We start from the raw sequence: 25,856 nt of genomic DNA on the forward strand, positions 1-25,856 counted from the left end.
GCCGATATTTATCGGATATAAAGTCACCACAGTCCACGGCGTGTACCAATGCGCTTCCATTTCTGTCAGGCATCAACGCCACTCTGGAGTCCTGAGTCATGACCACGTTGAACAGCACCCCTCGCGCCGACGGCTTCTACATGCCAGCCGAATGGGCACCCCAAACCCAGGCCTGGATGATCTGGCCCGAGCGCCCGGACAACTGGCGCCTGGGTGGCAAACCGGCACAGGCCGCACACGCGGCAGTGGCCAAGGCCATCGCCCGCTTCGAACCGGTGACCGTGGCGGTTTCCGCCGGCCAGTACGAAAACGCCCGTGCCCGTCTGGACGTGCCGAATATTCGCGTGGTGGAAATGTCCAGTGACGACGCCTGGGTTCGCGACTCCGGTCCGACCTTCGTCATCAATAACAGTGGCGAAGTCCGCGGTGTGAACTGGGACTTCAATGCCTGGGGCGGTTTTGACGGCGGCCTGTATTCGCCGTGGAACCGTGACTCGCAGGTCGGCGGCAAGATCCTCGAGATCGAGCGCAGCCCGCGTTACCGCACCGAAGGCTTCGTGCTTGAAGGCGGTTCGATTCACGTCGACGGCGAAGGCACCCTGATCACCACTGAAGAGTGCCTGCTCAACCGCAATCGTAACCCGCACATGAACCGCGAAGAAATCGAAGCGGTCCTGAGTGCGAACCTGGCTGTGGATAAAATCATCTGGCTGCCAGATGGCTTGTTCAATGACGAAACCGATGGCCATGTGGATAACTTCTGCTGCTACGTGCGTCCGGGTGAAGTGCTGCTGGCCTGGACCGATGATCCGCAAGACCCGAACTACCCGCGCTGCCAGGCGGCGATGAAAGTGCTGCAAAGCAGCACCGACGCCAAAGGCCGCCCATTCACGGTGCACAAAATGCCGATCCCGGGCCCGCTGTTTGCGACCGAGGAAGAATGTGCCGGAGTCGATCCGGTCGATGGTACGCAGGAACGTAACCCGACTGTGCGTCTGGCCGGTTCCTACGTGAACTTCCTGATCGTCAACGGCGGCATCATCGCGCCGAGCTTTGACGATCCGCAGGATGGCCCGGCAAAGGAAATCCTGCAGAATCTGTTCCCGCAGCATGAAGTAGTGATGGTGCCCGGTCGTGAACTGTTACTGGGTGGCGGCAATATTCACTGCCTTACCCAGCAGCAACCCGCGCCGCACAAGGAGTGAGTGCGGTCGTAACAGCTTGAGTTGATTGCGAAATCCCTCAGGCTGTCGATTTGCCTCCTGCGTTACGCAGAGCCCGCAGCCCTGAAGGGCTGCGGGCTTTTTTGTATCCGCCTGGCCACATTCAGAAACCTTGGCACAGCTCTTGTATCTCTGCTGTTGTAACTCGGGGAGGGAGAGGACTTCGATGTTCTGTCATAAACCTTGGATAAGTTAGCCGCTCACAAACCAGGAGAGAGCGCTGAAATGAACGCCGAAGCGAATGTAGTGAGCAACAAGGCGTTGCATCCCCTGGCAGTAAACAGCGAATCGCTCCAGATTCTGGCGCACTGGTTCAAGTCCAATGGAATGCGTCAGATCAGCGAAACTGATCCGCGCCGGACGATGATCGAGCGTTACCCTGCTGGTTTATTCAGCGAGGCGGAACTGGATGCGTTGTGGGATGTGATGGAAGGATAAGAAGAATAACAACGGATTGATCAAGAAAAGCGCTGCCGGGATGGCAGCGTTTTTTTTTGCCTGATACAAATCTCCCAAACACGGGAGATCGACTGTGGGAGCGGGCTTGCTCGCGAAGGCGTCGTGCCAGTCAATGTAAATGTCGACTGATCCTCCGCTATCGCGAGCAAGCTCGCTCCTACGGGGTTTGTGGCGCAACCATTCGACCGATTCAGGCAACAGACTGGAAGCCAATCCGGCGTTTTTCCGGGGGCGCTGCGGCACTAATCTGCCGACATCGAATTTTCCTGAATTTCTGTCGGAGCTTTCCCATGATCCTGCATTACATTTACGACCCGTTATGCGGTTGGTGCTACGGCGCCAAACCACTGGTGCAAGCCGCCCAGGCTGTGCTGCCCGTGATTGCCCACGGCGGCGGCATGATGACGGGGGCCAATCGGCAACGGGTCTCGCCGCAACTGCGCAATTACGTCATGCCTCACGACCGGCGCATCGCCGAATACAGCGGGCAGCCGTTCGGTGAAGCCTATTTCGAAGGTTTGTTGCGTGATCACAGCGCCGTGTTCGACTCGACGCCACCGATCGCTGCAGTGTTGGCTGCCGAGCAAATGGCAGGTCGCGGGCTGGAGTTGCTGGGGCGTTTGCAAAGTGCTCACTACGTGGAGGGGCGCCGCATCGCCGACGAATCGGTACTGTTTGAACTGGCCCACGACATGGGGCTGGACCATCAAGGCTTCGAAAGAGCCTTCATGGCTGCCGACACCGAAGGCCACATCAGGAACAGCCGGGCGCTTCTGGCCAAGGTGGGCGGGCAGGGTTTTCCGACCCTGGCTCTTGAGCACAATGATCAATTCACCTTGATCGATATCGGGCCGTGGCTGGGCAAACCCCAGGCATTCGCGCAGTGGCTGGGTCAGTCGCTCCCCGAGCACGACTCATCCAATTCTGTAGCAGCTTGTGGTCTCGATAGCTGCATTGATTGAATATTCCTGCCGCGTAAAGCAGTTTCTTAGACGTTTTTCGCCTATTTTTAGAAGACTCATGAAATTGACACGTTATTGAGCGCGCAGCTACGATTCGGCCCAACGCCTGTGGCCGACCGCCACGACTCAAAACAATAAAAGGCCCGCCGCGAGAAATCGTGGGCGGGCCTTTTTGTTTTCGCCTTGAAATAAGAGCGCAATAGCGCCGTTTCGGCCGTTCGACACAGCGCGTATCAACCGTATCAAGGAAAAAACAAAATGTTGAACAAGCGAATCAGCCTGATCGCACTGGGGATTTTGAGCGCTACACAGGCCATGGCGAACGACCAGGCCGAATCCAAGGGTTTTGTTGAAGACAGCAGCCTCAAAGTGCTGCTGCGCAATGCCTACATCAACCGTGACTTCAAAGACGGCAATCCGGATAAATCCGAGTGGGGCCAGGCGGCCATCGGCACGTTCTCGTCGGGCTTCACCCAAGGCACCGTGGGTGTGGGTGTAGACGCTTTCGGCCTGTATGCACTGAACCTGGAGCGCAGCGAAGACCGTAGCGGCGCGCAAGGCATCGATTTCTTCAAAAAAGGCGACAGCGGCCAGCCGGCTGACGACCTGTCCAAGGGCGGCGCAGCGATCAAGTTCCGCCTGTCCAGCACCACCCTGACCTACGGCGACCAGATGCCGGCCCTGCCGGTGCTGAACTACGACAACTCGCGCCTGCTGCCGGAAAGCTACACCGGCACCCTGATCACTTCCAAAGAGATCAAAGGCCTGCAACTGGACGCCGGTCGCTTCACCGCCGAATCGCGTAAAAGCGCCGAAGGCCGTGACAGCGGTGGCTTGAAGTCGATCAACGTATTGGGCGGTAGCTACCAGTTCACCGAACAGTTCAAGGCCGCGCTGTACGCTTCCGACGTCGAAGACGTGCTGAAGAAACAATACGTGAACGCCAACTACGTGTTCCCGATCGACAAGGATCAGTCCTTGACCCTGGACTTCAACGGCTACCGCACCAAGCTGGAAGACTCCTACGTTCGCGAAAACGCTATCACCGGCGACGACAACAAAATCTGGAGCCTGGCGGCCACCTTCATCACCGGCCCACACTCGTTCACCCTCGCGCACCAGCGCAGCACTGGCGACAGCAACCTGGGTTACGCCTACGGCGGCTACCAGAAAGACCAAGGTCGCATCGGCGACGGTGGCAACACCATCTACCTGGCGAACTCCTACTGGTCCGACTTCAACGCCGAAGACGAACGCAGCTGGCAGCTGGGCTACGGCCTCGACTTCAGCACCTTCGGTGTACCGGGTCTGAGCTACAACGTGGCCTATGTGCGCGGTGACAACATCACCACGTCCACCAGCGAAGGCGGCACCGAGCGCGAGATCTTCAACCAGATCAAATACGTCGTACAAAGCGGCCCGGCCAAAGACCTCAGCGTGAAACTGCGCAGCTCGGTCCTGCGCGTGTCGCAGAAGTCGAGCGAGTACAACGTCAGCGGCAACGAAGTGCGTGTGTTCGTGGATTACCCGATCAACATTTTCTGATGATGGGTTGCGGTATCGAGGCCTGATCAAAGGCTGAGAAAGGAAAAGCCCCGACTGGTTTGGGGCTTTTTTTGCTTTTGATGTGTTCATGTCGCCGAAACTCGATTTCGGTAACACGTCTTGCGAACGTGTCGTCCGCGGCGACATGTCTTAGCACTTCGAACCGATTGCTCGTGTATACGGCATTGCCGTATAGTTCGCCCATGTTCACGATTATCGAAACCGAAATTTTCAAGCGTTATGCTGAGTCCATCCGGGACGATGGCGAACGTCATGAATTCATTACCTGGCTGGCGACTAATCCGTTGGCTGGCGATGTGGTTCCTGGTAGCGGTGGTCTGCGCAAGGTTCGTTGGTCCCGTAGCGGAATGGGCAAACGAGGCGGTACTCGTGTCATTTACTACAACACGCTTTCTGAAGGCTCTATCTGGTTGCTAATCGCCTACACCAAGGCGAAATTTGACAATTTACCCGTAGCCTTCCTTAAGCAACTGAAGGAGGAAATCAGCAATGGTCAATGAACTGGAGCAATTCCAGCAGGACTTGCTGGACTCTGTGCGTCAAATGAAAGCAGGCAAAGCCGCTCGCGTGACAGAGGTGCCGTTGTCTGCGGCAGCTGAAGCACGGGCCAAAGTGGGTGTGTCTCAAAGTGCATTCGCCAAGCTGATTGGAGTCAGTTTGCGTACGCTACAGGACTGGGAGCAAGGGCGGCGGCAACCGACGGGAGCCGCACAAACGTTGCTGCGTGTGGCGAGTCAGCATCCAGAGGCCTTACTTGACCTCCAAGCGATTTAGCTAGGAAGCCAAACTCCCTTCTCGACACATTGCCGAAATTGAGAAAGTTGCCAAGTCTCTCGATGGGCGCGAGTACTTTGCATGTCTTCTCTTTTATTGATTACCCCGCGTAACGAATGAAGTTCCCGCCCCCACCTTTATCCCCTCCCGCCAACCCCATACATTCATCTCCAACGCCTCTCCCATCATCCCGACGGGAAGGTCACTGGAGTTTCCCTCATGCCTTTCGTAAGTGTACGCATCACCCGCGATGGCGTTACCCCTGAGCAGAAAGCCCAGGTGATCGCAGAAATCACTGAAACCCTGGAACGCGTCCTCAACAAGCGCCCTGACCTGACCCACATCGTGATCGAGGAAGTCGACACCGATAACTGGGGTTACGCCGGAATCACCACCACCCAGTACCGCAAGCAACTGGCTGAGGCGGAGGGCAAGTCATGACGTCCTCCGTCACCATCGATTTCATCTCCGATGTCGTGTGCCCCTGGTGCGCACTGGGGGCGACTGCGCTGGAGCAAGCGATCGAGAACGTGGCCGGAGAGGTCTCGGTCGAGCTGACCTACAAGCCGTTCGAATTGAACCCGGACATGCCGGCCGAAGGTGAGCAAGCGGTCGAGCACCTGATGCGCAAGTACGGGAGAACCGCCGACGACGTCGCCGCCGGCAAGGCCATGCAGATCGCTCGCGGCGAGGCCATCGGCTTCAAATTCGATCTGGAGAAGCGCACGCATTTCTACAACACCTTTGATGCACACCGCTTGTTGCTTTGGGCGTTGCAGGAAGGCCGGCAAGTCGAGCTGAAGAAGGTGCTGCTGCGGGGCTATTTCAGCGAAGGCCAGAACCCGAGTGATCACCAGGCGCTGGTGAGTCTGGCGACTGAAGCGGGGCTGGACGGGGCAACTGCACAAGAGGTGCTGGCGTCTGGTGCGTTCGCCGCTGAGGTGCGGGAACTTGAAACGTACTACCAGCAGCGTGGCATCAACTCGGTCCCGGCCATGGTGCTGAACGGTCGCCACCTGGTGTCCGGTTCGCAATCGGTCGAGTACTACGAACAAATGTTGAGAGAAATGGCCAAGGCACCGGCCGACGCCTGATCACAGATTTTCTACCCCATTCTTTATTGTCAGAGGTCTTCATCATGAGCATTTCGAAAAAAGTCATCGTAATCACCGGCGCCTCCCAAGGTCTCGGCGACGGTATGGTCAAAGCCTTTCGTGAACTCGGCTACCGGATCGTCGCCACCTCGCGCTCGATCAAGCCGTCCACCGATCCGGACATTCACACCGTGGCCGGTGACATCGGCGAACCGGAAACCGCTCAACGCGTCATCCGTGAAGCGATTTCCCGTTTCGGCCGCATCGATACCCTGGTCAACAACGCCGGGATCTTCATCGCCAAGCCGTTCACCGCGTACACCGCAGAAGACTACGCCAATGTGTTGTCGGTGAACCTCAATGGCTTCTTCTACATCACCCAACTCGCCATCGCCGAAATGGAAAAGCAGGGCAGCGGCCACGTCGTCAACATCACCACCAGCCTGGTGGACCACGCCATCGACGGCGTGCCATCGGTGTTGGCTTCGCTGACCAAGGGCGGCCTCAACGCGGCAACCAAATCCCTGGCCATCGAGTACGCCAAGCGCGGGATTCGGGTGAACGCGGTCAGCCCGGGCATCATCAAGACCCCGATGCACGGCGAAGAAACCCATGCCGCACTGGGCAACCTGCACCCGGTCGGACACATGGGCGAGATCGATGATATTGCGCAAGCTGTCGTGTACCTGGACGGCGCCAAGTTTGTTACTGGCGAAATCCTGCACGTGGACGGTGGTCAGAGCGCGGGTCACTGAAAGCGATTTTTTCAAACCCCGGAAACAACAAAGCCCCTGCATTTCTGCAGGGGCTTTGTTTTGTATGGTGGCACCATACGAACGGTATATTTCGGCGAAATTAGGTTTTTCGGGCGCCTGGAGTTCGCTGGAAAATTCGGCGTACCCCAACTAGTAACTATAAATGAATCAGCTAATTATGGTGTTCGGTGGAATCGAACTCGGGATTTTTTAGATGTCAGCACGTTGTCGGTCTGCAAGTAAAGCATTCAGAGCTGCATACGGAATGGTAAACCTCCTGAGTTCGAACGTTGTCGACCATCCCCTCCGTAGAAAATAGAGCTACCAGTGGCGACAGGCAGCAGACGGCCGATTGTGTTGAAAAAGTCGGCTTCGGTTTCCACGGCAGAAAAGTATTCCTCGCTCAATGCCGCCTCGAATTTATGGCTCTGCATTACCTGTCGGGAAGCTCGCTGAAGAACACAAGGAGGTGCTTAAGGCATGAATCCAGCGAGAGAAGCCATACGCTGCTAGTCTTCGAGAATGCCCGCCATCGGGAAAAGGCGCCAAAAATCGATTGCATATTGACATCACAGAGGCGCGCGCCGAAACTCAAAAATAACCCCCACAATGATAGGGACATCCAAATGAAAAAGCGTTCTTTTCTAGTTCCTCTGACTACTCTGGCTGCAGCCATAGCCACAGAACAAGCTTCAGCGATAACTACTCATGAGGTTGTCGAGCCCAGAACCGACGCCACGCACACGTTCCAAACCGATGCACAAAGCGAAAACCTTTTGGTACGCAGTGGCGATGATCAATTCGCCTTTGTTCTCAAACGCGGGGACCAAGGTCAGATGATGGCTTACCACAGTTCTCACAGTTCACATGCCTCTCACGTTTCTCATGCCTCTCATACCTCGGGCTCCTAATGGCACTCTCGGATACGCTTGTCTTTGATGAGCGGCTTTATGACGCGCAGGTTCTGCAAAAAGCCGCTTATCGCTCAATCAATTCACTGACGGTTGATATCACATCAACAGGGGGGCAATTTATCTGTGCCTTATCCTCGAATATTGGTGTTGACGAGCCTTCCTTTCTGACTGCAGTGCAAGAGTTCAAGAAGGACGTACTTGACTACCAACTGCGCCACCGGCTGAACGTTGAGACGCAGCCGATCAAGAACCTGATCCTTGGACTGGCTTTTTCAAAAACCGGGCTGACTAGTGAGTAAATTCCAGAAGCTGGAGTTCTACGCGCAGCAACAGACCTACGAGTTGCTGCCCTTTAAGTTTGATCGCCTGAATGACGACGAGTACGTCATCACCAACATGGCTGGCGAGTTTCATGTCATACCGGCGCCGATGCTTGAGCCGATCATAAGCAAGACGTTTGCGCTCTCACCAGAACTGATTGCTACGCTGCGATCAAAACAGTTCATTCGATTCACCAATGAGCAGGCTCCACTCCAGCTTCTGGCACTCAAGATTCGCACGCGGCTGTCCAGGTTGGCCCAGTTCACCAATCTGCATATCTTTGTGGTGACCCTTCGCTGCGACCATAGCTGCCCGTATTGCCAGGTATCGAGGCAGTCGGAGAGCAAAGGCGAATTCGACATGACCACGGAGATGGCAGACAAGTCGTTAGATTTCGTTTTTAGGTCTCCGAATCCAGCCATCAAAATTGAATTTCAGGGTGGCGAGCCGCTGCTGAACTTTGAGATGGTGAAGTACGTCGTTCTTGAGGCAAAAAAACGTAACCTCAAGGAAGGACGTGACCTGCGGTTCGTCATTGCGACTACTTTATCGTTACTGACGGATGACATGCTCGATTTCTGTAAGCAGCACAACATCGTGCTTTCATCTTCTCTTGATGGGCCAATGGATCTACATAATGCAAATCGCCCACGGCCAGGTCGAGATAGTCACCAGCGTTTCGAGGAAGGCTTGAAGAAAGCCCGTGCGGCCCTCGGCTATGACCAAGTGTCAGCCCTGATGACAACCACAGATAAGAGCCTGCCACGAGCACGTGAGATCATTGATGAATACTTGCGCCTGGGCTTTGATGGCATCTTCCTGCGCACGCTTTCCCCTTACGGCTTTGCTATCAAGACCAAGAAATTCATGTCGTATGACACGGAGCGCTGGCTGGAATTTTACAAGGAAGGTCTTGAGTACATCATTGAGCTAAACAAATCGGGTATACGATTTGTTGAGCAGTATTCCGCGATCGTGCTGACAAAAATGCTGACATCAGGGGACCCCGGGTTTGTTGATTTAATGAACCCTGCCGGTGCTGGTATCGCAGCCATCGTGTTCAACTACGACGGATCGGTCTACGCCTCAGATGAAAGCCGTATGCTTGCCGAAATGGGTGATCATACGTTCCGGTTGGGGAGCATTCTTGAGCATTCATATGAGGAGATCATCCTCTCGGATCAGCTTCTGGATGCACTGGAAAACTCCTTCACTTTAAGTGCCCCCATGTGTTCTGACTGTGCGTTCGAACCTTACTGTGGCGCTGAGCCTGTCTACCATCACGCAATACACAAGGATGTGGTGGCAAGAAAGCCTGAGTCTGCTTTCTGCAAGCGGAATATGTCGATCTTCAAGTACCTCATAGAACTGATGGGAAGCGATGAGCAAACGAAACGGATTTTTATGGGGTGGGCCAACCGATGCTGAAGCTCGGCGGAAAGATTATCCGAATACATGCGGTTGATGTTGATAAGACCATCACCTTGGCCAAAGTATCAACCAGTCGGAATTTGCCTGAAGTTTTGCGACGAGAAATGGCCTACATGGTTTCCGATAACCAGATTCCCCAAGGATTCGCGCACTATTTGCTGGTTGAGAAACATCGGTATCTGGTTGATGCGCTCCCTTTGGACTCTGATTTTTCAATTCTGCCGGATGACTACAGCTATATCGGTGATGGCGACGTTATCCGGCTTTCAGCGGATCGTCAGAGCATCCGAGTGTTGTTTCGTGCATCGTCGCCCCACAACAGTATCCTGGTCACAGAGCAGTGTAATCATTACTGCCTCATGTGTTCCCAACCGCCGAAAGCCGCTGATGACTCATGGATACTCGACGAAATCGAGAGCCTGATTCCGCTGATTCCAAAAGATACCCGCGAGTTGGTATTTACCGGGGGCGAGCCGACGACCAGTCGGGAACGTTTCCTTAATATTATCAGCCTGACAAAAAGTTATCTGCCAAGAACCGCGATTCACATTCTCTCGAACGGGCGCAGTTTCAAGGATCCAGTGTTCGCTGAACGGTATGCGCAAATTGAATTGCCCGACGCGATGATCGGAATCCCTGTCTATTCAGACGATCCAACTCTGCATGACTACATTGTCCAGGCCCAAGGCGCGTTCGATGAAACCATTCAGGGCATTCTCAATTTGAAACGCTTGGGCCAGAAGGTTGAGATCCGAGTCGTCATCCACAAGCTATCGATACAACGCCTTCCTGAACTATGTGAGTTCATCGTACGTAATCTTTTGTTTGTTGATCATGTGGCGCTGATGGGCCTTGAGATGATGGGGTTTACTAGGGCAAATCTTGATGAGCTATGGATCGACCCATTCGAGTACAAAGACATACTCAGCAAATCGGTTGGAATTCTGGCCAAGTATGGCATGCATATCTCGGTCTACAATCATCAACTCTGCCTAGTGAACTCAGACATTTATCCCTATTACCGCAAGTCAATCAGTGACTGGAAGAATGAATACGCCACCGAGTGTGAGGTATGCACCCGCAAGTCGGACTGCGGAGGATTTTTTTCGTCAGGGATCAAGCATGGCTACAGTAAGAGCCTAATACCTTTTTGTTGATCTACGTTAAAGGTCAGCATCAAGACTGTTCGGTAGTTTGTTGCGCTGCGGAGTAAATTAATTATAGAAAAATACAGTCGACATAAAAAGCCAATATCCAATGAGCCATCAAGTTTTTTGGTGAGAGAGATATCCGGGCTGAATTTACCTGAAGGGTCTCTTGTTCTTGATTTGGGGTGCGGCTATGGTCGTAATTCCGTCTTGTTATCAAAGCATTTTGCGAATGTAATAGCCGCTGATTTTTCTTATAAAAGTTTTAGCGACTTATGGTATTTAAGTTGCAAAAACATACATCCGGTGATTCTGGATTGCCGGCAATTACTACCGTTTTTAAATAACGCATTCTCAGCTGTCATAGTTATTCATTTATACCATGAAGATTTAATTGCTAATTTGATTGATGCAATCCAGCCGGACGGTTTTTTTATTTATGAAAGCATTGCTGGCAATGGCGAAAACTGGCGAGAGCTGAGTCTTTCCGGAGAAGTGAAAAGGCTTTTAGAAAAACAGTTTACTATCAAGTATTACTTAGAGCGACCTGTAGGTCCTGATAAAAAAAATGCCACCGTGAAAGTGGTTGCCCAGAAAAAACATGAATCGCTCGTAGCTTTATAGGCGCATCTGATCGTCGGCTTCAGGTTCAGACTGTGTGAAAACGCTGAGGATTGACTAATCTTCTGATCGTCGAGATTGTATCGGGGGACGATCATGAAGCGATTCATTGAAGGTGTATCCATCACATCGCTGTGACCGTGCGAGCCGCCGGACGCTAATCGCACTTTGGGAGAACCACCACGGTGTGGCGTAACCTTAAAGGTTCTGGCTACCTGGGTTGCTGTCGACGACAGTGCTTTGCCCGATCTTTTCTACGTCTGTGGATAATTTGGGTGAAGGCTCGAATTTTCGGATGTTCTGAGGTCGTGGATGAAATTATCCACCGGTGGAAATCTGTGGTTTTCTAGAGACTCGTCAGCGGCGTTTAGATTTTATAAGTGAGATCCATCCAACCAAGGCGGCTTTGCAGCTTGGGTTGGATGGGCCAGCGGGGCACTGAGATGTTGAGGGTGTTCGCCTACTCTATTGCTCCATGTTTTGCCTTTAGCCGGCGACCTTGAAAAACGCGCCGCCAGCTCACTCAATTTCAAATGATTGATTGCAAGATGCCATCGTTGCGCTTCAATTGACCTTAGTGTCATCCCGGCACTTGGACTCCCTGACGGGAAAGGAAATCTGAATGTCTTCCCTGCAAGCTGAGATGCTAATTGAGCAAAAGGTCGCCAATGCTCAAAAGTCTACAGGCGTGGCTTATCTGCTGTGGTTTTTCCTGGGAGGCTTCGGTGGCCATCGGTTCTATCTCGGTAAGACCGGAACTGCGGTCACCCAATTGATTATCACGATCGTCGGGGTTTTTACTCTGATCCCTTTTATCGTCACAGGCATCTGGCTGCTAGTGGACCTCTTTTTGATTCCTGGCATTATTCGTGAGCATTCTGAAAAAGTTCGACACAATGCCCGCCTTGAAGTGGCTCTCATGCAGGAAAATTAAAGTTCGTTACCCGATTCGAGTCAGTCTTGGAGGCCGCTGAGTAAACACGACTGATGAGGTTCTGCCCCGCTGGATCAACCCAGAAAAGGATCCAGACCCTGTCAGCTCTTGCTGGTAACGAATCGATTTGAGTACCGGCAATCTCAACTTTGGCCAGCCTGGCCATCAGTGGACAGATCGACGTGCAAGCCTCGTTGCTTAGCAGCTCAAATTGCTGTTCTACGCTGAGGGCCGGCTTGTCGAAGGGCCTGATGTAGTTTTTTCCAGGCAAAAAAAACCCGCACGATTTGAGCTTGTTGACTGGGTCAACCTAGGCTTGGCGGGTGTATTGGGGGGCATTTTAGGTCGCAGGAAGAGATCGTCAACGTCGCGCTGAAGTGAAATTGTAACTGGTAGCGCAGGCAGATTTGGCGTGGGGGGCAGACGGTATCGACTAGGGCTGTTTGTGGCAGTTGGATTTCTGGATGCCAGAAACAACGAAGCCCTCGTATTTCTACGAGGGCTTCGTTTTGTATGGTGCCGGCACCAGGAATCGAACCCGGGACCTACTGATTACAAGTCAGTTGCTCTACCATCTGAGCTATACCGGCGTGTCAGGGCGACGATTATAGCGATTGGATTGGTTCTGTAAACCCCTGAATTTTGACTATTTTTACGCGGGCGTCAGGTCAGGCGCGCAGCAGGGTTTTCTTGAGTTTCTGAATGGCTTGCCAGGCTCGACTGTTTTGCATTGCGCGCAGTTGTGCTTCGGCCTGTTCGGCGCGTTGCAGGGCGGCGGCGAGCTGGTTTTCTGTGTCGCTGATCGGGTGGCTGAAGTTGTGGCCTTTGCAGAACCGGAATTCGTCCAGGTTGCACGGCGGGATATCGAAGGCGGGTTTGAGGTTCAGGTGTTCTTCGGCGAGGTAGTAGGTGTTGATGCCGTCAAACAGGATGGACTGGTAGCCGGCGCCGGTGACGAGGTTTTCCCAGCTCTGGTCGCGCTCCCACGGGGTTTCGATGAGGATGACCCACGGCCGCCACCGGGTGAAGTCCATGCCGCGCAGGACGGTCTCTTCGTGGCCTTCGACGTCGATCTTCAGGAAGTGGATAGCGCGGCCCTGGGCGTGTTCTTCGCAGATGGACGTCAGGGTGCGGGATTGGACGGTTTGGCTGCGCACGTCCATGCCGGCGTCTTTGTGCATCTGTGCCATGGCCGGGTCGACGGTCGAGAGGCCGGTGCCGGCGATGCCGTAGAAGGTCAGGCTGTCGGCGCTTTCGCCGGCCACGCATTGCAGGTTGGTGTCTTTGGGGCGTTGCTGGCACAAGGCTTCGTAGTAGTTGGGCATCGGTTCGACGTTGATGCCGGTCCAGCCGTTGTCGTAGAACGCCTTGGTGACTGAGTCATGGGTGGGATCGTTTGCCCCGACGTCGATGTAGAAACCGTTCTCGACGGTTTTGAGGGCGCGCCACAGGCGTATGTCTTCGAAATTCTGTGCGTAAGAAATGAACGTCACTGGCGCATCCTGTCGGAAGAATGTTCTTGTTCGTGGCTGCGCTGCTGGCGCCCTAGCGTGTGTGTATAGCAAGAGTAATGAAACGGTGCAATTTCCCCTGCTTGCGGTCCGGGATTAGGCATTTATGTCCTTTTCGCTGAATGCTTATGCACAATGCGATTTATAACGCACTAGATAAAACCCGAATTTGTGGACTCGTTCTCATTCGTTCGCAAATGCTTGTTTTTATGATTTTTTATGTAGTCGTACAAAAAATGAACAGTGTGGTTTTGGCCCTGAAGCAGGCGTGGATATTGGATCCATGATAATTCCATCAACAGAGTTATCCACAGGCTGGGTGTGTTTAAGCGCGTTCGGCCAGAAGCAGGAAATTGCGCGGCGTGAGCGGGGTTTCGCAGAAGATGCCGACACGGACGCTGTATCCCTGCTCGGCGAGGAAAAGTGCCCGGTCAAGGACCAGCCAAAGCTCCAGAGGACGTCGGAAAAGTCCGCGTAGTAGCTCGAGGTTGCGTACTTCGGCCAGTCGCTGCCAACCGGCGGCTTCGAGGGCCGGCCAATCTTGCGGGCCGATTGTGGATAATTCTTTTAGTGCGGCCAAGTGATAGCAGTAATCGGCGAAGGGTTTGTCCAGCCAGGCGCTGGGGAGGGAAGGGGTTGGCAGATATTCGTCAATGCCGCGCAGTTGCCGTTGCAGCAGATCGAAACTCAAGCGCCGGGCCATGGAGGTGTCGCGTTGACGTCGCACGCGGGCGCCGGCGGTAACGGTTTCGCTCATTGGCAACGCAAGGTCGTCGAGGGAAAGCTGTAGGCCGGAGCCTTTGGCGGCCGAGGAAATCGGTGAGTATTCGGTAAGACTGATCCGGTTGTAGCAGCACGGTGCAATGGCGAGTTGTTTGCAGTCTGTCGCGCTGGCGAGCTGAATCAGTCGCACATGTAAATCACCGCAGGCGTGCAGCGCGACGGGTGTGTGGTCTGCGCTCAGTAAATTAGCTGCGTCTGTCGCAAGCACATCCTGTTCGATATGCAGCGCATGCAGGTGATGGCGTTGGCTGAGTGCCTGGCCGCTGGTTACCAGTGCCGGGTCGTGTTCCAGGCAAGTCAGTTGTTGCCCCGGTTGCAGCAGGCGGCGCCCCAGATGTCCCTTGCCCGAGCACCAGTCCAGCCAATGCTTCGGTGCTTCGGAAAATTGCAATCGACTGGAGAAGGCTTCGATTTGCTGCCATTTTCGCCCTGGTACGTCGACGTTCAATCGATGGCCCGGCGCTTCGAGTACGCGTGTGGGCAATTCATCCACAGCACTCAAGGCAACGGATGTTGCCGCCAACGAAGCAAAGGGTTCGGGTGCATTCAGGAGGGCAGGTTGGTTGTGAGCGTTTTCCGCGTCTTCCAGCGAGCGCTCGCGTAGCCATTCGGCCAGAGCCGGGTAGGACGCTTCCCAGGGAAGCTGTAGATGAGTAAACGGCCGAGGTTTCCACAGCGCCTGATGCTCTGTCAGAAAAGCATCCAGCGCGGTGAAGCGGGCGAGCAGGGCCTCGCCCGTCAACACGCCATCCTCAACGCCCTTGGCAGGCATCGACGCGCAACCAGCGCTCCAGCAGCTTGAAGCCGCGCACCAGCACATAGGCCATCACCAGGTAGAACATGCCCGCGGCGAAGAATATCTCCACCGGCAGGTAGGTCCGGGCAATGATGGTGCGGGCCATGCCGGTCAGTTCCAGCAACGTCACGGTGCTGGCCAGGGCGCTGGCCTTGAGCATCAGGATTACTTCGTTGCTGTAGGCCGGCAGGCCGATGCGTGCGGCACGGGGCAGCATGATGAAAATCAGTGCCTTGGGTTTGGACATGCCCAGTGCTCGCGCCGCTTCGATTTCACCCGGTGGAATCGCCTGGATGGCGCCCCGCAGGATTTCCGCAATGTAGGCCGCGGTGTGCAGGGTCATGGTTGCGGTGGCGCACCAGAACGGATCGCGCAGGTATGGCCACATCGAACTGTTACGGATCACGTCGAACTGCGCCAGGCCGTAGTAGACCAGGAACAGTTGAACCAGCAGCGGCGTACCACGGAAAAAGAAGATGTAGCCGTAGGGAAATGCCCGCACCCACCACAGGCGCGACGAGCGGGCGATACCCAGTGGAATCGCCAGCAGCAAACCGGCGATCACGGCGATCGCCACCAGCTCCAGGGTCAGAGTCGCGCCCTGTGCCAGTTTCGGCAGCCACTTGATGATGACTTCCCAGTTCATTGGGTGCTCCTCGCGAAGCCGCGAGCGGCGCGTTTTTCCAGGTAGTGCATGCCGGTCATCGCCAGTACCGTCAGGCCCAGGTACATGAATGCGGCGACCATATAGAAGGTGAAAGGCTGTTTGGAGACGGTCACGCCGATTTGCGCGTGACGCATGATTTCTTCCAGGCCGATCACCGACACCAGCGCGGTGTCTTTCATCAGGATCATGAACAGGTTGCCCAGGCCGGGCAGGGCGATGCGCCACATCTGCGGCATGATCAGCTTGGTGAAGATGCGCCATTTCGACAGGCCCAGGGCCACGCCGGCTTCACGATGGCCTTTGGGAATGGCGAGGATGGCGCCGCGAAATACTTCCGTGGCGTAGGCGCCGAAGCACAGGCCCAGCGCGATCACGCCGGCGGCGAAGGCGTTGAGTTCAAGGTCGGGGTTGCCGAAGAACTCGCCCAGGGCGCGCATCAGGTTGACCGTGCCGAAGTAGATCAACAGCACCCAGAGCAATTCCGGGATGCCGCGAACCAGGGTCGAATAAGTGCCGCCAAGCCATTGCAGCGGCTTGTACGGGGAAGTCTTGGCCAAGGCGCCGAGCAGACCGAGCACCAGCCCCAGGCACAGGGCCGAGAGTGCCAGTTTCACAGTCATCAGCGCGCCAGCGGCGAGCGCCGGGCCGAATCCGTAGAGGTCGATAGTCATGGATTTCTTTTCAAATCGCGGCAGGCAAGGCCGAGAACCGGCGCCGCCAAAGGACGGTGCCGGTCAGGCAGTCAGGATCAATAGATGCTGAACGGGAAGTACTTGTCGTTGATTTTCTTGTAGGTGCCGTCAGCAACGATTTCTTTCAGGGCAGCGTTCAGCTTCTCGCGGATCGGGTCCTTCTTGCGCACGGCAATACCGATCTTGTCGCTTTCTTCCACTGGGTCGCCCTTGAACTCGTAGCCACGGCCAGCGTCGCTTTTCAGCCACTCGTAGTTGACGTACTTGTCGGCCAGGATGCCGTCCAGACGGCCGGAAGTCAGGTCGAGATAGGCGTTTTCCTGGGTGTCGTAGAGTTTGACTTCAACGCCCGGCATGTTGTCTTCCATGAAGGTGCCTGCCAGGGTCGAGCGCTGGGCGCCGATCACTTTGCCTTTCAAGGAGTCCTTGTCGGTCTTGAAGTCGACGTCTTTCTTGGCGATGAACTGCAGCTTGTTGGAGTAGTACGGGTCGGTGAAGTCCACCGCTTGCTTGCGCTCGTCGGTGATCGACATCGAGGAGATCAGGAAGTCGAACTTCTTGGCGTTGAGGGCCGGGATGATGCCGTCCCAGTCGGAGGTCACGACCGAGCACTCGACTTTCATTTTGGCGCACAGGGCGTCGCCGATCTCTTTGTCGAAGCCGACGACATTGCCACTGGCATCTTTATTGTTGAACGGCGGGTAAGCCGCTTCGATGCCCATCTTCAGGGTCTCGGCCATGGCACCGGCGCTGAACGCCAGGGTGACGGCGGCAGCCAGGAAGACCTTTTTGTAGTTCTGCATGTGGATAGCTCCGTTAGCGGTTGCTGGACATGAATTGTTTGCAGCGTGCCGAAAGCGGGTTTTCAAACACCTGCTGTGGCGATCCTTGCTCTTCTACCAGGCCCTGGTGGAGGAACACCACTTCGCTGGAGACCTGACGGGCGAAGCCCATTTCGTGGGTCACGAGCAGCATGGTGCGGCCTTCTTCGGCCAGTGCGCGGATGACATTAAGTACTTCCTGGACCATTTCCGGGTCAAGCGCGGAGGTGGGCTCGTCGAACAGGATGACCTTGGGCTGCATGGCCAGGGTGCGGGCGATGGCCGCCCGTTGTTGCTGGCCGCCGGACAATTGCGCCGGGTAGGCGTGGCGCTTGTCGGCGATGCCGACCTTGGCCAGCAGGGCTTCGGCGACTTCAATGGCTTCGGCCTTGCTCTGGCCGAGCACGCGGCGCGGGGCTTCGATGATGTTGTCGAGCACGCTCATGTGCGGCCACAGGTTAAAGTTTTGAAACACAAAACCGATTTCACTGCGCAGGCGATTGATCTGCTTGCCGTCGGCGGCCACCAGCTCGCCATTCTTCGCGGCCTTGAGCTTGAGTTCTTCGCCGGCCACCAGGATCTGGCCCTGATGCGGGTTTTCCAGCAGGTTGATGCAGCGCAGGAACGTGGACTTGCCGGAGCCGGAGGAACCCAGGATCGAGATCACATCGCCGTCGCGGGCGGTCAGCGAGATGCCTTTGAGCACCTCCAGCGAACCGTAGCGTTTGTGCAAGTTGCGGATTTCAAGCGCGGGCGTGGCCTCAGCCATGTGCGTTCCTCATATATGTTGCGCTCCTGCTGTTGGCGGCTTTCCTGACGAGGCGGCCAACCTAGCATAGCGTTTCAATGGCAGCCAACAGCGCTACGGACGGTAAACGGCTGGCGTGTGGCAGGTTGTCGCATCGGCGCAGCAGACTGTCGCCCCATCAACAACCGAACAGCCGTTTGAACCTTGCTCGTCGATAAAAAGCGCGGTGGCTGTCGCAAAAAAAGGCGCGATGTTGCCAGCTTTGACGGGGTGTTGGAAGCGCTATCCGGCCAAATGCACAGGTTGTGCACTTTTAATGTGCGCAGGGCCATTTTCAGGTGTGTTTCCGGTGCGCTGATTTGTCACGCAAAGTGGGTCGCAGGGTAACGTTCTGGCGAAGTGCCATTAAATTCAATGGGTTGCGATGACCGTCCGGTCAAAGCGAGATCGCCGGGCTAGAGGGATTTGAAACATTTTGGCGCAATTATTGCGTGCAGAATCCAGAACGCCCCGTTGGCTTCTTTTTACGAGAAGGATCGCCGAACGGGATGCATGCATTCGCTTCTCCTTACAAAGGTAGTTTTAATGAGCAGTACCCAAAGCTCTAATGGCCTCGAACAGGGGCTCAAACCGCGCCACGTGACCATGCTGTCGATTGCCGGGGTTATCGGCGCCGGCTTGTTCGTCGGCTCGGGTCACGCCATCGCCGCTGCAGGTCCGGCTGTTCTGTTGGCTTACGCCGCCGCCGGCATGTTGGTGGTGCTGGTGATGCGCATGCTCGGCGAAATGGCCGTTGCCTCGCCGGACACAGGTTCGTTCTCGACTTACGCCGACCGCGCGATCGGTCATTGGGCCGGTTTCACCATCGGCTGGTTGTACTGGTGGTTCTGGGTGCTCGTCATCCCGTTGGAAGCCAACGCTGCCGCGACCATCCTGCATGCCTGGTTCCCTGGCGTAGACATCTGGGCCTTTGCTCTGGTCATCACGATGCTGCTGACCGTGACCAACCTCTTCAGCGTAAAGAACTACGGTGAATTCGAGTTCTGGTTTGCCCTGATCAAAGTGTTGGCGATCATCGGTTTCATCATTCTCGGCGTAGCGGCGATCTTCGGCTTCCTGCCGAACAGCCAGGTCAGCGGTGTTTCGCATCTGTTCGACACCCAAGGCTTCCTGCCAAACGGCATGGGCGCTGTACTGGGTGCCATCCTGACCACCATGTTCTCCTTCATGGGTACCGAAATCGTGACCATCGCGGCCGCGGAATCGAAAAACCCTGGCAAGCAAATCTCCAAGGCCACCAACTCGGTGATCTGGCGGATCGGTTTGTTCTACCTCGTGTCGATCTTCATCGTTGTGGCCCTGGTGCCTTGGAACGACCCGGTTCTGGCCAGCCTCGGCTCCTACCAGACCGTGCTTGAGCGCATGGGCATCCCGAATGCCAAGATTATCGTCGACATCGTGGTACTGGTTGCCGTGACCAGTTGCCTGAACTCGGCGCTCTACACGTCGTCGCGTATGTTGTTCTCCCTGGGCAAGCGCGGTGATGCACCGGCCATGTCCACGCGCACCAACAAAAGTGGCACGCCTTACTGGGCGGTCATGTTGTCCACTGGCGCAGCGTTCCTGGCAACATTCGCCAACTACGTGGCCCCGGCTGCGGTGTTCGAATTCCTGCTGGCCAGCTCCGGCGCCATCGCGCTGCTGGTGTACCTGGTGATCGCGATTTCGCAACTGCGCATGCGTAAGCAGCGTATAGCGCGCGGGGAGAAAATCGCCTTCAGCATGTGGCTGTTCCCGGGTCTGACCTACGCGGTGATCGTATTCATCGTTGCGGCCCTGACCATCATGCTGTTCCAGGATGCCCATCGTGTGGAAATCCTCGCGACCGGCTTGCTCAGTGCCCTGGTAGTAGCGGCCGGCTTGCTGGTTGCGCGCCGTCGCAAACTGGAAAAGCGTGGCGCGGTAGTGCTGAACTGATCCATATCGCGTAATGCAAAACGGCCGCTGTCAGTGATGACGAGCGGCCGTTTTTGTTTCTGTCGATTGCTCTGTGTTCATTCGACATGAACCCAGTCTTCTACACGCAACCCCGGAACACGCTCGAACTCCCGCAGGTTGTTAGTGACCACGATAAACCCGCGTGAGCGTGCGTGCCCGGCAATCATTTGGTCGTACGGGCCTATGGGGGTGCCGGCCTTTGCCAGTTCGGATCGGATCATTCCGGTGTGTGCTGCCGCTTCGTTATCGAAGGGCAGGACCTCAAGTCGGGCAGCGAAGCCCTCGATGACCGCCAGGTTTTTTTCGGGGGCTGCTGACTTTTCCGCTCCGTAGATCAGTTCCATCAGCGTTATCGCACTGATGCACAGTTGGCCGTGATGACGGTTGAACGCCTCCCGTACCGCCTGTGGTTTGTTCTTGATGGTGAAGATGCAGATGTTGGTATCGAGCATGTACTTGATCATCAGAACGACTCACGCTCCTGTTCGGCAGGTTGCTCGCGATCGGTCATGAAGTCTGCCGTGACGCTTTCGCCATCGAACCAACTGTCCCAGGTTTCACCAGCGGGCGTGATGATGCGGGTTCTGCCGACGGCGACGACGTCGACCCGTTTCACGTCGCTTGGCATGGCCACAGCTTTTGGCAGGCGAACGGCCTGGCTTCGATTGCTCATGAAAAGGGTTGTCTGTTCCATTTGGGCCTCCTGCGCCTTTGCTGACGCTTTGAGTCCAAAGGATAGGTTTTGTGTTGGATATGTCAATGGGATATACGCGGCGCCTGACGGAAGGAAAGCGCCCAATTCAGAGCAAAAAAACGGCCGCTGTCAGTGATGAGAAGCGGCCGTGTTTGTTCAAGCAGCAACACTTACTCGGCTTTTTCTTCCGGTACTTCCAGCGACTCGCGGTAGACATCCAGTGCCGCGCCGAAATCGGCGATGAACTGTGGCTCGCTCAGCCATGCCTGGGCGGCGTCGCGGTCCATGCCGTCGGCCCACATGCGGTAGTCGATCAGCATGTCGGCGGCCAGGTGGGTGGCGGCCATGCCTTCGTCGTCGGCGTTTTCCATGTCCAGCAGTTCTGGATGGTCGATGATGATAAAGGCGAGGTTCGTCAGCAACACCGAGAGCATTTCGCTGCGGCTGACGGCTTCGGCGTCGCGCATTTTGCTGAACATCGCCAGGGTGTATTCCGGGATCGGCTCGGGGAAATCGGGCAGGTCCTGATCCACGATGGATTTTCTGCCGACCATGCGGATTTGCTTGGCTTTGGCTTTTGCACGCTTGGCGCGTTTCTGTTGCTTGTTCAGGGAGGCCATGGGAACTCAGTTCGGTTTCTGTTGGGTTTGCGCGGCAATGGCGTCGGACGCCGCCACGTAGTCGGCCTGGAAGGCCGGTGATTCGATCCACGCCAGGGCGCCGGCCTCGTCGGTTTCCGTGGACCATTGACGGTACTCGATCAGTGCGGCAAGGATGAAGTCCATCGCGCCTTCCTCGCCTTCCTGCTCGTACACCAGTTCCAGCAGCGGGTCTTCGAGGAAGGCCGTGCACATGGCTTGCTGGCTGACTTTTTCGGCGTCGATCATTTTCTTGAACAGCTCGGTCAGGTCAACCGACTCGAAGTCGATGCGATCGTCGTTCGGGTCCAGTTCGACCGGCGCGGCCGCCCGCTGGGTGCGGTTCTGCTTGGCCTTGGCCTTGGCGCGGGAGGCGCGTTTGTGCTGCTTGTTGGCGGAGGCCATGGGCGTCGTTCCGTATTCGTTGAAAGGGCAATTGACTTAGCTGCGCGGTACTCGCCGCCCGGGGGTATCGGGGGCCAGTTCGCCGTTTTGCAGCCAGGACAGTGCAATGGGCCATAGTGTGGCTTGGTATGCGCTGCGAAAAAAGGCGAAATGTCCGACTTCTTCTTCGCCGATGTCTTCGGGATGGATACGCAGGTGGGAGTTTGTGCTGCCGGTGAAGTAGCCGAGCAGGCGTTCGATGGCCGGGACCGTGCCGTAGGGATCGTCGCTGATGCTGATGGCCAGGGTTTGCGCGGTAACACCGGCAAAGGGCAGTTGCCCGGAGGTTGTGCTGATCGCGCGGCCGCTGGGGCGTTTTTCGTAACGGGCAGTGGAGAGGCTCCAGTCACGAACCACACCAGCGGGTGTGTCTTCCAGCCAGCCGAGGCGTTTGCCCGGGAAGTAGCCATAGATCATCGTCACCAGCGGCATCAGTACATGCCACTTGCCGAACATGCGCCAGCGATGGGCAGGCGCATAGTCGCGCCAGTAGGCGAATTGCGCACCGACCGTCACCAGGCGCCGGATCAGGTGCCCGGACGCCCCCAGGCCCGCTGCACAGCCGCCAAAGCTGTGGCCGACCACATCGATAGGCTGTCCGGGAAACTCACGCTGTGCGCGCTTGAGCATCGCCTCGAAATCCAGCGCTCCCCAATCGGTCCATGAAGCCTGGAGACCTTTGAGCGATGCCGGCCGCGACTCACCGATGCCGCGGTAGTCGTAGGTGATGACATCGAAGCCGTGGGCGAACAGGTAGTCGGCGAAGCGCGAGTAATGACGACAACGAACCGAGGTGGCGGCGTTGATGATCACGACCGGACGAGTGGCGTGCCGAGAAGGGTGTCGCCAGGTGAAGCCACCGAGGACAAAGCCGTCTGCAGCGGTTTCCTTGAACGGTTCGCCGGACGCGACGCATTGCAATGGCAACTCGATTTGAGTTGGAACGAGTGAAGGCGTGTCCTGCAAATTCATCGGCGTCGGACCTTTACGGGTAGCTGCCAACGATAGTCTTGATGTCGTTGATGAACAATCCATTGGCCTCAACGCAGTGATTGATCGAGCAGTCGTTCTTCAAGTGCTGCCCGTTCCCGATCCAGTTCGTTACGGAGTTCCTCTTCACTCGGCAGGACGAGCTTGTACTTGCTGGCGAACAGTTGTTCATTTCCTTCAAGCACCGAGTAACGCACCACGGATTCATCTTTTTGCGCACAGAGAATGATGCCGACAGTGGGGCCGTCTTCCACGCCGCGTTTCAGGTCGTCGTACATGCGCACGTACATGTCCATCTGCCCCACATCCTGATGGGTCAGTTCACCGCGCTTGATATCGAAGATGACGAAGCACTTGAGCAAGTAGTTGTAGAACACCAGATCGATGTAGAAGTCTTTGCTGTCGGTACTGATGCGTTGCTGGCGGGCAATGAACGCGAAGCCCTTGCCCAGCTCCAGCAAGAAGCCTTGCAGTTGTTCGATCAACGCTTGTTCGATCTCGCTTTCCTGAAGCTTGCCGGCATTGGGTAAACCCAGAAACTCCAGTACCACCGGATCACGGATGAAATCCCGAGGGCTGGCCTTCATGTTTTGAATGTTGGTGGCGGCCTCCTGCTTGACACTGCCGCGATCGCGGCTCGCCAGCAGGCGTTCGTAGTACAAGGTATTGATCTGGCGTTCCAGGGCGCGGCTTGACCAGTTTTGGATGGCTGATTCATTCATGTACCAGAGACGGGCGCTGTCGTTGTCGACCCGAAGCAGACGGCGGTAGTGGGTCCAGCTCAATTCGGAACGCACTGCGTTCCAAATTGGAAAAGTTTGATAAAAATCTCGCATATAACGCAGATTGCGCTCGTCAAAACCTTTGCCGAAGTCGGCACTGAGCACTTTCGCCAAAGTGGCCAGTAAACGTTTGCCATACCTCGCCCGCCGAGCCCCCTCCTGCTCGAACTCGACAATATGTCGCCCGATCTGCCAACAGGTTTGCACTTGAGCGGTATCGACCGCCCGAAGCACCTTCTGGCGTGCCTGATGGATCAGTTTGCCAAGGTTGCCCAGCAGTGAAGCCAGATAGGGGTCGTGAGTGTCGTTGGGTGTGAGGGCCGTCATGAGGTCTTCCGCAGCAGATTGGACAGCGAAAGAGAATGGCAAGTGAGCACCCTTCGAAGCTGCCGGGAGTTACTGAGAAACAGGCAGGAAATACCGGGTTCGCTGGCAGGACGTATCGGAGGGCAGGCGAGGGCTGAGGAACAAATAGCGTAGTACGTTTCGTACTCAGGCCAAATCAATCTAAAACCCCTGCCTCCGACCGGAAATCCAAAGGATGTAACGATTGGGTTCTGTAGAGCCCGGGAGTCGTCATCATGAAATACCTCCATTCACTCCTGTTGCCCCTCACCGCCGTAGGCGTGCTGATGTTTCCAGCGATGTCGCCCGCCACCAGTCTTGAGCCCATCGACAGCACGGGCGTGCAGGTGCAAAGCCAGGAGCAAAACGGCATTGCCTACCTGTCCGGCGGTATCGGCGAGGATGAGTCCAAGGCCATCCAGCAGACCACTGGTTACAACCTGCACATGACGTTTTCTGTCGGGTCGGGGAATGAATACACTTCTGACGTGACCGTCGTTATTCAGAAAGCCCCGGGGCAAACCGTGCTGACGCTCAATAACGCCGGTCCGCTGGTTTACGTGAAACTGCCTGCCGGTAAGTACACGGTCATTGCAACGCGCAACGGCGAAACACGGCATGACGTTGCCGATGTCGGTAGTGGTGCGGCGCGTAACCTGGTTTTCCACTGGAATGATGCGAGTTAACGAGAAGCTCTAAACCCTGAGTCCTGCGACTCAGGGTTGTTCGTTATTAACACCCGCGTACGCTTGGATGAGTGCAACGCGTAAAGGGTTGGTTTCTACGCTCAGCAGCTTGATGGCCAGGGCGCAGCAGACCACGATCAACATGGGTTTGATCAACCGTGGTCCGACCCGAACAGCGGCTCGTGCACCCAGTTGAGCGCCGACGAAGGCCGCCAAAGCCATGGCTATGGCTACCGGCCAGATAATCACACCTTTGGTAATGAAGACCGACAGCGAACCGAGATTGCATGAGGCGTTGGCAAGTTTGGTAAAGCTCATTGCCCGCATCATGCCCAAGCCGCAGAGCAGTACAAATCCGACAATAAAGAAAGAACCCACGCCGGGGCCAAATATACCGTCGTAAAAGCCCAGGATCGGCGCCACGGTAAACGAAAAAAGCAGAATGCCGATTCTCTTGCGTCGATCTTCATTGGCCAGCTTTGGAGAGAGCGCAAAATAGATGGCTACCAGAATCAGCATGATAGGTACGCAAACTTCCAGATAGCGCTTATCAATAGAGCTGACCAGCAAGGCACCACTGGCGCCGCCAATAAATCCGCAGATAACCAGGAAACGGCCTTCGCGCCACTCGATCATGCCTTTGCGGGCAAAGGTTACCGTTGCCGAAACAGTTGCCGAAGCGGCCTGGAATTTGTTCGTGGCAATTGCACTGATCGGATCTACACCTGCCAGGAACAATGCAGGCAAGGTGATCAAGCCGCCACCACCGGCAATCGCATCAAAAAAACCGGCGCAAAAAGCGACGAGCGCCAACATGCCTATTACGTCCCAAGACATTGCATTCTCTCTTTATGGTTATTGGCCATGAATCACATGACTGGTCGTTCAGGAGCCTGATCACATAAAAAATCAGCCCTGCGGCACTAACGGATCGTCTGAAGCAAAGATAGGGGAAGAAAATTTTTAAAGTCCGAAAATACGAACCAGGGCCTAACGCCAGTCAGTTAAGCAATTTCAGCCGCGACACCCTTTGTAGCAGCTGCCGAGCCCGCGAGGCTG

30 protein-coding genes and 1 tRNA gene are annotated in these 25,856 nt (G+C 55.8%); 17 read left to right on the plus strand and 14 right to left on the minus strand.

The genetic code is table 11. The annotated features are described in order from the left end of the window. The first annotated feature begins 98 nt into the window (after window positions 1-98). From aguA to PMI28_RS23610, 15 genes are all read left to right on the plus strand, one after another. Complete coding sequence (aguA, locus tag PMI28_RS23670) at window positions 99-1,205, plus strand: agmatine deiminase (RefSeq protein ID WP_007983207.1); 1,107 nt, start codon at window positions 99-101, stop codon at window positions 1,203-1,205. 243 nt (window positions 1,206-1,448) lie between these two features. After that, entirely contained in the window at window positions 1,449-1,661 is a 213-nt protein-coding gene (locus PMI28_RS23665) for a hypothetical protein (RefSeq protein ID WP_007983210.1), read from the plus strand. Between the two features lie 311 nt (window positions 1,662-1,972). Beyond that, on the plus strand, window positions 1,973-2,644 hold the full coding sequence (locus tag PMI28_RS23660) for a DsbA family protein (protein ID WP_007983212.1): 672 nt from the start codon (window positions 1,973-1,975) through the stop codon (window positions 2,642-2,644). A gap of 258 nt (window positions 2,645-2,902) precedes the next feature. Then, window positions 2,903-4,189, plus strand: coding sequence for an OprD family porin (locus PMI28_RS23655; protein ID WP_007983214.1), 1,287 nt, complete (start codon window positions 2,903-2,905; stop codon window positions 4,187-4,189). Between the two features lie 203 nt (window positions 4,190-4,392). After that, window positions 4,393-4,710 carry a hypothetical protein gene (locus PMI28_RS23650; protein ID WP_007983216.1) on the plus strand — a complete coding sequence of 106 codons (318 nt, stop codon included), beginning with the start codon at window positions 4,393-4,395 and terminating at the stop codon, window positions 4,708-4,710. Continuing rightward, window positions 4,700-4,984: a helix-turn-helix domain-containing protein gene (locus PMI28_RS23645; RefSeq protein ID WP_007983219.1), complete on the plus strand. Its 285-nt coding sequence runs from the start codon at window positions 4,700-4,702 to the stop codon at window positions 4,982-4,984. The genes PMI28_RS23650 and PMI28_RS23645 overlap by 11 nt, the downstream gene beginning before the upstream one ends. Before the next feature lie 219 nt (window positions 4,985-5,203). Then, complete coding sequence (locus PMI28_RS23640; RefSeq protein WP_007983221.1) at window positions 5,204-5,425, plus strand: tautomerase family protein; 222 nt, start codon at window positions 5,204-5,206, stop codon at window positions 5,423-5,425. Beyond that, complete coding sequence (locus PMI28_RS23635) at window positions 5,422-6,078, plus strand: DsbA family oxidoreductase (RefSeq protein ID WP_007983222.1); 657 nt, start codon at window positions 5,422-5,424, stop codon at window positions 6,076-6,078. The genes PMI28_RS23640 and PMI28_RS23635 overlap by 4 nt, the downstream gene beginning before the upstream one ends. A 44-nt stretch (window positions 6,079-6,122) precedes the next feature. After that, the gene (locus PMI28_RS23630) at window positions 6,123-6,833 is read left to right on the plus strand and encodes an SDR family NAD(P)-dependent oxidoreductase (RefSeq protein WP_007983225.1); all 711 of its coding nucleotides are present in this window, start codon (window positions 6,123-6,125) and stop codon (window positions 6,831-6,833) included. Between the two features lie 626 nt (window positions 6,834-7,459). After that, on the plus strand, window positions 7,460-7,744 hold the full coding sequence (gene hxsA2, locus PMI28_RS31550; RefSeq protein WP_081501386.1) for a His-Xaa-Ser repeat protein HxsA2: 285 nt from the start codon (window positions 7,460-7,462) through the stop codon (window positions 7,742-7,744). Then, the gene (gene hxsD / locus PMI28_RS23625) at window positions 7,744-8,046 is read left to right on the plus strand and encodes a His-Xaa-Ser system protein HxsD (RefSeq protein ID WP_007983228.1); all 303 of its coding nucleotides are present in this window, start codon (window positions 7,744-7,746) and stop codon (window positions 8,044-8,046) included. Before hxsA2 ends, hxsD begins: the two co-directional genes overlap by 1 nt. Beyond that, window positions 8,039-9,496: a His-Xaa-Ser system radical SAM maturase HxsB gene (hxsB, locus tag PMI28_RS23620; protein WP_007983230.1), complete on the plus strand. Its 1,458-nt coding sequence runs from the start codon at window positions 8,039-8,041 to the stop codon at window positions 9,494-9,496. The genes hxsD and hxsB overlap by 8 nt, the downstream gene beginning before the upstream one ends. Further along, entirely contained in the window at window positions 9,490-10,656 is a 1,167-nt protein-coding gene (gene hxsC, locus PMI28_RS23615) for a His-Xaa-Ser system radical SAM maturase HxsC (RefSeq protein ID WP_007983232.1), read from the plus strand. Before hxsB ends, hxsC begins: the two co-directional genes overlap by 7 nt. A gap of 120 nt (window positions 10,657-10,776) precedes the next feature. Further along, the gene (locus tag PMI28_RS29390) at window positions 10,777-11,271 is read left to right on the plus strand and encodes a class I SAM-dependent methyltransferase (protein ID WP_157395751.1); all 495 of its coding nucleotides are present in this window, start codon (window positions 10,777-10,779) and stop codon (window positions 11,269-11,271) included. Between the two features lie 619 nt (window positions 11,272-11,890). After that, the gene (locus PMI28_RS23610) at window positions 11,891-12,202 is read left to right on the plus strand and encodes a TM2 domain-containing protein (RefSeq protein WP_007983234.1); all 312 of its coding nucleotides are present in this window, start codon (window positions 11,891-11,893) and stop codon (window positions 12,200-12,202) included. 514 nt (window positions 12,203-12,716) lie between these two features. Here PMI28_RS23610 and PMI28_RS23605 read toward each other — a convergent pair. From PMI28_RS23605 to PMI28_RS23575, 7 genes are all read right to left on the minus strand, one after another. Further along, window positions 12,717-12,792: transfer RNA gene (locus tag PMI28_RS23605), tRNA-Thr, on the minus strand. A 78-nt stretch (window positions 12,793-12,870) separates the two neighbouring features. Next, window positions 12,871-13,695 carry an FkbM family methyltransferase gene (locus PMI28_RS23600; RefSeq protein WP_007983236.1) on the minus strand — a complete coding sequence of 275 codons (825 nt, stop codon included), beginning with the start codon at window positions 13,693-13,695 and terminating at the stop codon, window positions 12,871-12,873. Between the two features lie 343 nt (window positions 13,696-14,038). Then, window positions 14,039-15,268: a methyltransferase gene (locus PMI28_RS23595; protein WP_033063116.1), complete on the minus strand. Its 1,230-nt coding sequence runs from the start codon at window positions 15,266-15,268 to the stop codon at window positions 14,039-14,041. Further along, a complete protein-coding gene (locus tag PMI28_RS23590) occupies window positions 15,249-15,938 on the minus strand; it encodes an ABC transporter permease (RefSeq protein ID WP_007983240.1) in 690 nt (229 codons plus the stop codon). The genes PMI28_RS23595 and PMI28_RS23590 overlap by 20 nt, the downstream gene beginning before the upstream one ends. Then, the gene (locus PMI28_RS23585) at window positions 15,935-16,630 is read right to left on the minus strand and encodes an ABC transporter permease (RefSeq protein WP_007983243.1); all 696 of its coding nucleotides are present in this window, start codon (window positions 16,628-16,630) and stop codon (window positions 15,935-15,937) included. The genes PMI28_RS23590 and PMI28_RS23585 overlap by 4 nt, the downstream gene beginning before the upstream one ends. A 77-nt stretch (window positions 16,631-16,707) precedes the next feature. Then, window positions 16,708-17,454, minus strand: coding sequence for an ABC transporter substrate-binding protein (locus PMI28_RS23580; RefSeq protein ID WP_007983246.1), 747 nt, complete (start codon window positions 17,452-17,454; stop codon window positions 16,708-16,710). A gap of 13 nt (window positions 17,455-17,467) precedes the next feature. Then, a complete protein-coding gene (locus tag PMI28_RS23575) occupies window positions 17,468-18,241 on the minus strand; it encodes an ABC transporter ATP-binding protein (protein ID WP_007972784.1) in 774 nt (257 codons plus the stop codon). A gap of 564 nt (window positions 18,242-18,805) precedes the next feature. Between PMI28_RS23575 and gabP the strand changes: the two genes are divergently transcribed. Then, entirely contained in the window at window positions 18,806-20,197 is a 1,392-nt protein-coding gene (gene gabP, locus PMI28_RS23570; RefSeq protein ID WP_007983248.1) for a GABA permease, read from the plus strand. A 77-nt stretch (window positions 20,198-20,274) separates the two neighbouring features. Here gabP and vapC read toward each other — a convergent pair whose 3' ends face one another. The 6 genes from vapC to PMI28_RS23540 all read right to left on the minus strand — a co-directional run bounded on the left by vapC (window position 20,275) and on the right by PMI28_RS23540 (window position 24,093). Next, window positions 20,275-20,682, minus strand: a complete 408-nt coding sequence (gene vapC, locus PMI28_RS23565) for a type II toxin-antitoxin system tRNA(fMet)-specific endonuclease VapC (RefSeq protein WP_007983250.1) — start codon at window positions 20,680-20,682, stop codon at window positions 20,275-20,277. Continuing rightward, window positions 20,682-20,912 carry a type II toxin-antitoxin system VapB family antitoxin gene (vapB, locus tag PMI28_RS23560; protein ID WP_007983252.1) on the minus strand — a complete coding sequence of 77 codons (231 nt, stop codon included), beginning with the start codon at window positions 20,910-20,912 and terminating at the stop codon, window positions 20,682-20,684. The genes vapC and vapB overlap by 1 nt, the downstream gene beginning before the upstream one ends. Before the next feature lie 170 nt (window positions 20,913-21,082). Next, the gene (locus tag PMI28_RS23555; protein ID WP_007983254.1) at window positions 21,083-21,532 is read right to left on the minus strand and encodes a hypothetical protein; all 450 of its coding nucleotides are present in this window, start codon (window positions 21,530-21,532) and stop codon (window positions 21,083-21,085) included. A gap of 6 nt (window positions 21,533-21,538) precedes the next feature. Then, the gene (locus PMI28_RS23550; RefSeq protein WP_007983256.1) at window positions 21,539-21,955 is read right to left on the minus strand and encodes a hypothetical protein; all 417 of its coding nucleotides are present in this window, start codon (window positions 21,953-21,955) and stop codon (window positions 21,539-21,541) included. Between the two features lie 36 nt (window positions 21,956-21,991). After that, entirely contained in the window at window positions 21,992-22,966 is a 975-nt protein-coding gene (locus PMI28_RS23545; RefSeq protein ID WP_007983258.1) for an alpha/beta hydrolase family protein, read from the minus strand. Window positions 22,967-23,034: 68 nt separating this feature from the next. Then, window positions 23,035-24,093: a PDDEXK nuclease domain-containing protein gene (locus PMI28_RS23540; protein ID WP_007983259.1), complete on the minus strand. Its 1,059-nt coding sequence runs from the start codon at window positions 24,091-24,093 to the stop codon at window positions 23,035-23,037. A gap of 254 nt (window positions 24,094-24,347) precedes the next feature. Here PMI28_RS23540 and PMI28_RS23535 point away from each other — a divergent pair, with 254 nt between their 5' ends. Beyond that, the gene (locus PMI28_RS23535) at window positions 24,348-24,797 is read left to right on the plus strand and encodes a hypothetical protein (RefSeq protein WP_007983261.1); all 450 of its coding nucleotides are present in this window, start codon (window positions 24,348-24,350) and stop codon (window positions 24,795-24,797) included. A 30-nt stretch (window positions 24,798-24,827) separates the two neighbouring features. Here PMI28_RS23535 and PMI28_RS23530 read toward each other — a convergent pair whose 3' ends face one another. Then, entirely contained in the window at window positions 24,828-25,634 is an 807-nt protein-coding gene (locus PMI28_RS23530) for a TSUP family transporter (RefSeq protein ID WP_007983263.1), read from the minus strand. Window positions 25,635-25,856: the final 222 nt, after the last annotated feature.

Origin of the sequence: Pseudomonas sp. GM48 (assembly GCF_000282335.1) — a bacterium.
Lineage (GTDB): Bacteria > Pseudomonadota > Gammaproteobacteria > Pseudomonadales > Pseudomonadaceae > Aquipseudomonas.

Coding starts and splice junctions, on each gene's coding strand:
- aguA (WP_007983207.1), top strand. CDS start 99: ATGACCACGTTGAACAGCACCCCTCGCGCCGACGGCTTCTACATGCCA.
- PMI28_RS23665 (WP_007983210.1), top strand. CDS start 1,449: ATGAACGCCGAAGCGAATGTAGTGAGCAACAAGGCGTTGCATCCCCTG.
- PMI28_RS23660 (WP_007983212.1), top strand. CDS start 1,973: ATGATCCTGCATTACATTTACGACCCGTTATGCGGTTGGTGCTACGGC.
- PMI28_RS23655 (WP_007983214.1), top strand. CDS start 2,903: ATGTTGAACAAGCGAATCAGCCTGATCGCACTGGGGATTTTGAGCGCT.
- PMI28_RS23650 (WP_007983216.1), top strand. CDS start 4,393: ATGTTCACGATTATCGAAACCGAAATTTTCAAGCGTTATGCTGAGTCC.
- PMI28_RS23645 (WP_007983219.1), top strand. CDS start 4,700: ATGGTCAATGAACTGGAGCAATTCCAGCAGGACTTGCTGGACTCTGTG.
- PMI28_RS23640 (WP_007983221.1), top strand. CDS start 5,204: ATGCCTTTCGTAAGTGTACGCATCACCCGCGATGGCGTTACCCCTGAG.
- PMI28_RS23635 (WP_007983222.1), top strand. CDS start 5,422: ATGACGTCCTCCGTCACCATCGATTTCATCTCCGATGTCGTGTGCCCC.
- PMI28_RS23630 (WP_007983225.1), top strand. CDS start 6,123: ATGAGCATTTCGAAAAAAGTCATCGTAATCACCGGCGCCTCCCAAGGT.
- hxsA2 (WP_081501386.1), top strand. CDS start 7,460: ATGAAAAAGCGTTCTTTTCTAGTTCCTCTGACTACTCTGGCTGCAGCC.
- hxsD (WP_007983228.1), top strand. CDS start 7,744: ATGGCACTCTCGGATACGCTTGTCTTTGATGAGCGGCTTTATGACGCG.
- hxsC (WP_007983232.1), top strand. CDS start 9,490: ATGCTGAAGCTCGGCGGAAAGATTATCCGAATACATGCGGTTGATGTT.
- PMI28_RS23610 (WP_007983234.1), top strand. CDS start 11,891: ATGTCTTCCCTGCAAGCTGAGATGCTAATTGAGCAAAAGGTCGCCAAT.
- PMI28_RS23595 (WP_033063116.1), bottom strand. CDS start 15,268: ATGCCTGCCAAGGGCGTTGAGGATGGCGTGTTGACGGGCGAGGCCCTG.
- PMI28_RS23590 (WP_007983240.1), bottom strand. CDS start 15,938: ATGAACTGGGAAGTCATCATCAAGTGGCTGCCGAAACTGGCACAGGGC.
- PMI28_RS23585 (WP_007983243.1), bottom strand. CDS start 16,630: ATGACTATCGACCTCTACGGATTCGGCCCGGCGCTCGCCGCTGGCGCG.
- PMI28_RS23580 (WP_007983246.1), bottom strand. CDS start 17,454: ATGCAGAACTACAAAAAGGTCTTCCTGGCTGCCGCCGTCACCCTGGCG.
- PMI28_RS23575 (WP_007972784.1), bottom strand. CDS start 18,241: ATGGCTGAGGCCACGCCCGCGCTTGAAATCCGCAACTTGCACAAACGC.
- gabP (WP_007983248.1), top strand. CDS start 18,806: ATGAGCAGTACCCAAAGCTCTAATGGCCTCGAACAGGGGCTCAAACCG.
- vapC (WP_007983250.1), bottom strand. CDS start 20,682: ATGATCAAGTACATGCTCGATACCAACATCTGCATCTTCACCATCAAG.
- vapB (WP_007983252.1), bottom strand. CDS start 20,912: ATGGAACAGACAACCCTTTTCATGAGCAATCGAAGCCAGGCCGTTCGC.
- PMI28_RS23555 (WP_007983254.1), bottom strand. CDS start 21,532: ATGGCCTCCCTGAACAAGCAACAGAAACGCGCCAAGCGTGCAAAAGCC.
- PMI28_RS23550 (WP_007983256.1), bottom strand. CDS start 21,955: ATGGCCTCCGCCAACAAGCAGCACAAACGCGCCTCCCGCGCCAAGGCC.
- PMI28_RS23545 (WP_007983258.1), bottom strand. CDS start 22,966: ATGAATTTGCAGGACACGCCTTCACTCGTTCCAACTCAAATCGAGTTG.
- PMI28_RS23540 (WP_007983259.1), bottom strand. CDS start 24,093: ATGACGGCCCTCACACCCAACGACACTCACGACCCCTATCTGGCTTCA.
- PMI28_RS23535 (WP_007983261.1), top strand. CDS start 24,348: ATGAAATACCTCCATTCACTCCTGTTGCCCCTCACCGCCGTAGGCGTG.
- PMI28_RS23530 (WP_007983263.1), bottom strand. CDS start 25,634: ATGTCTTGGGACGTAATAGGCATGTTGGCGCTCGTCGCTTTTTGCGCC.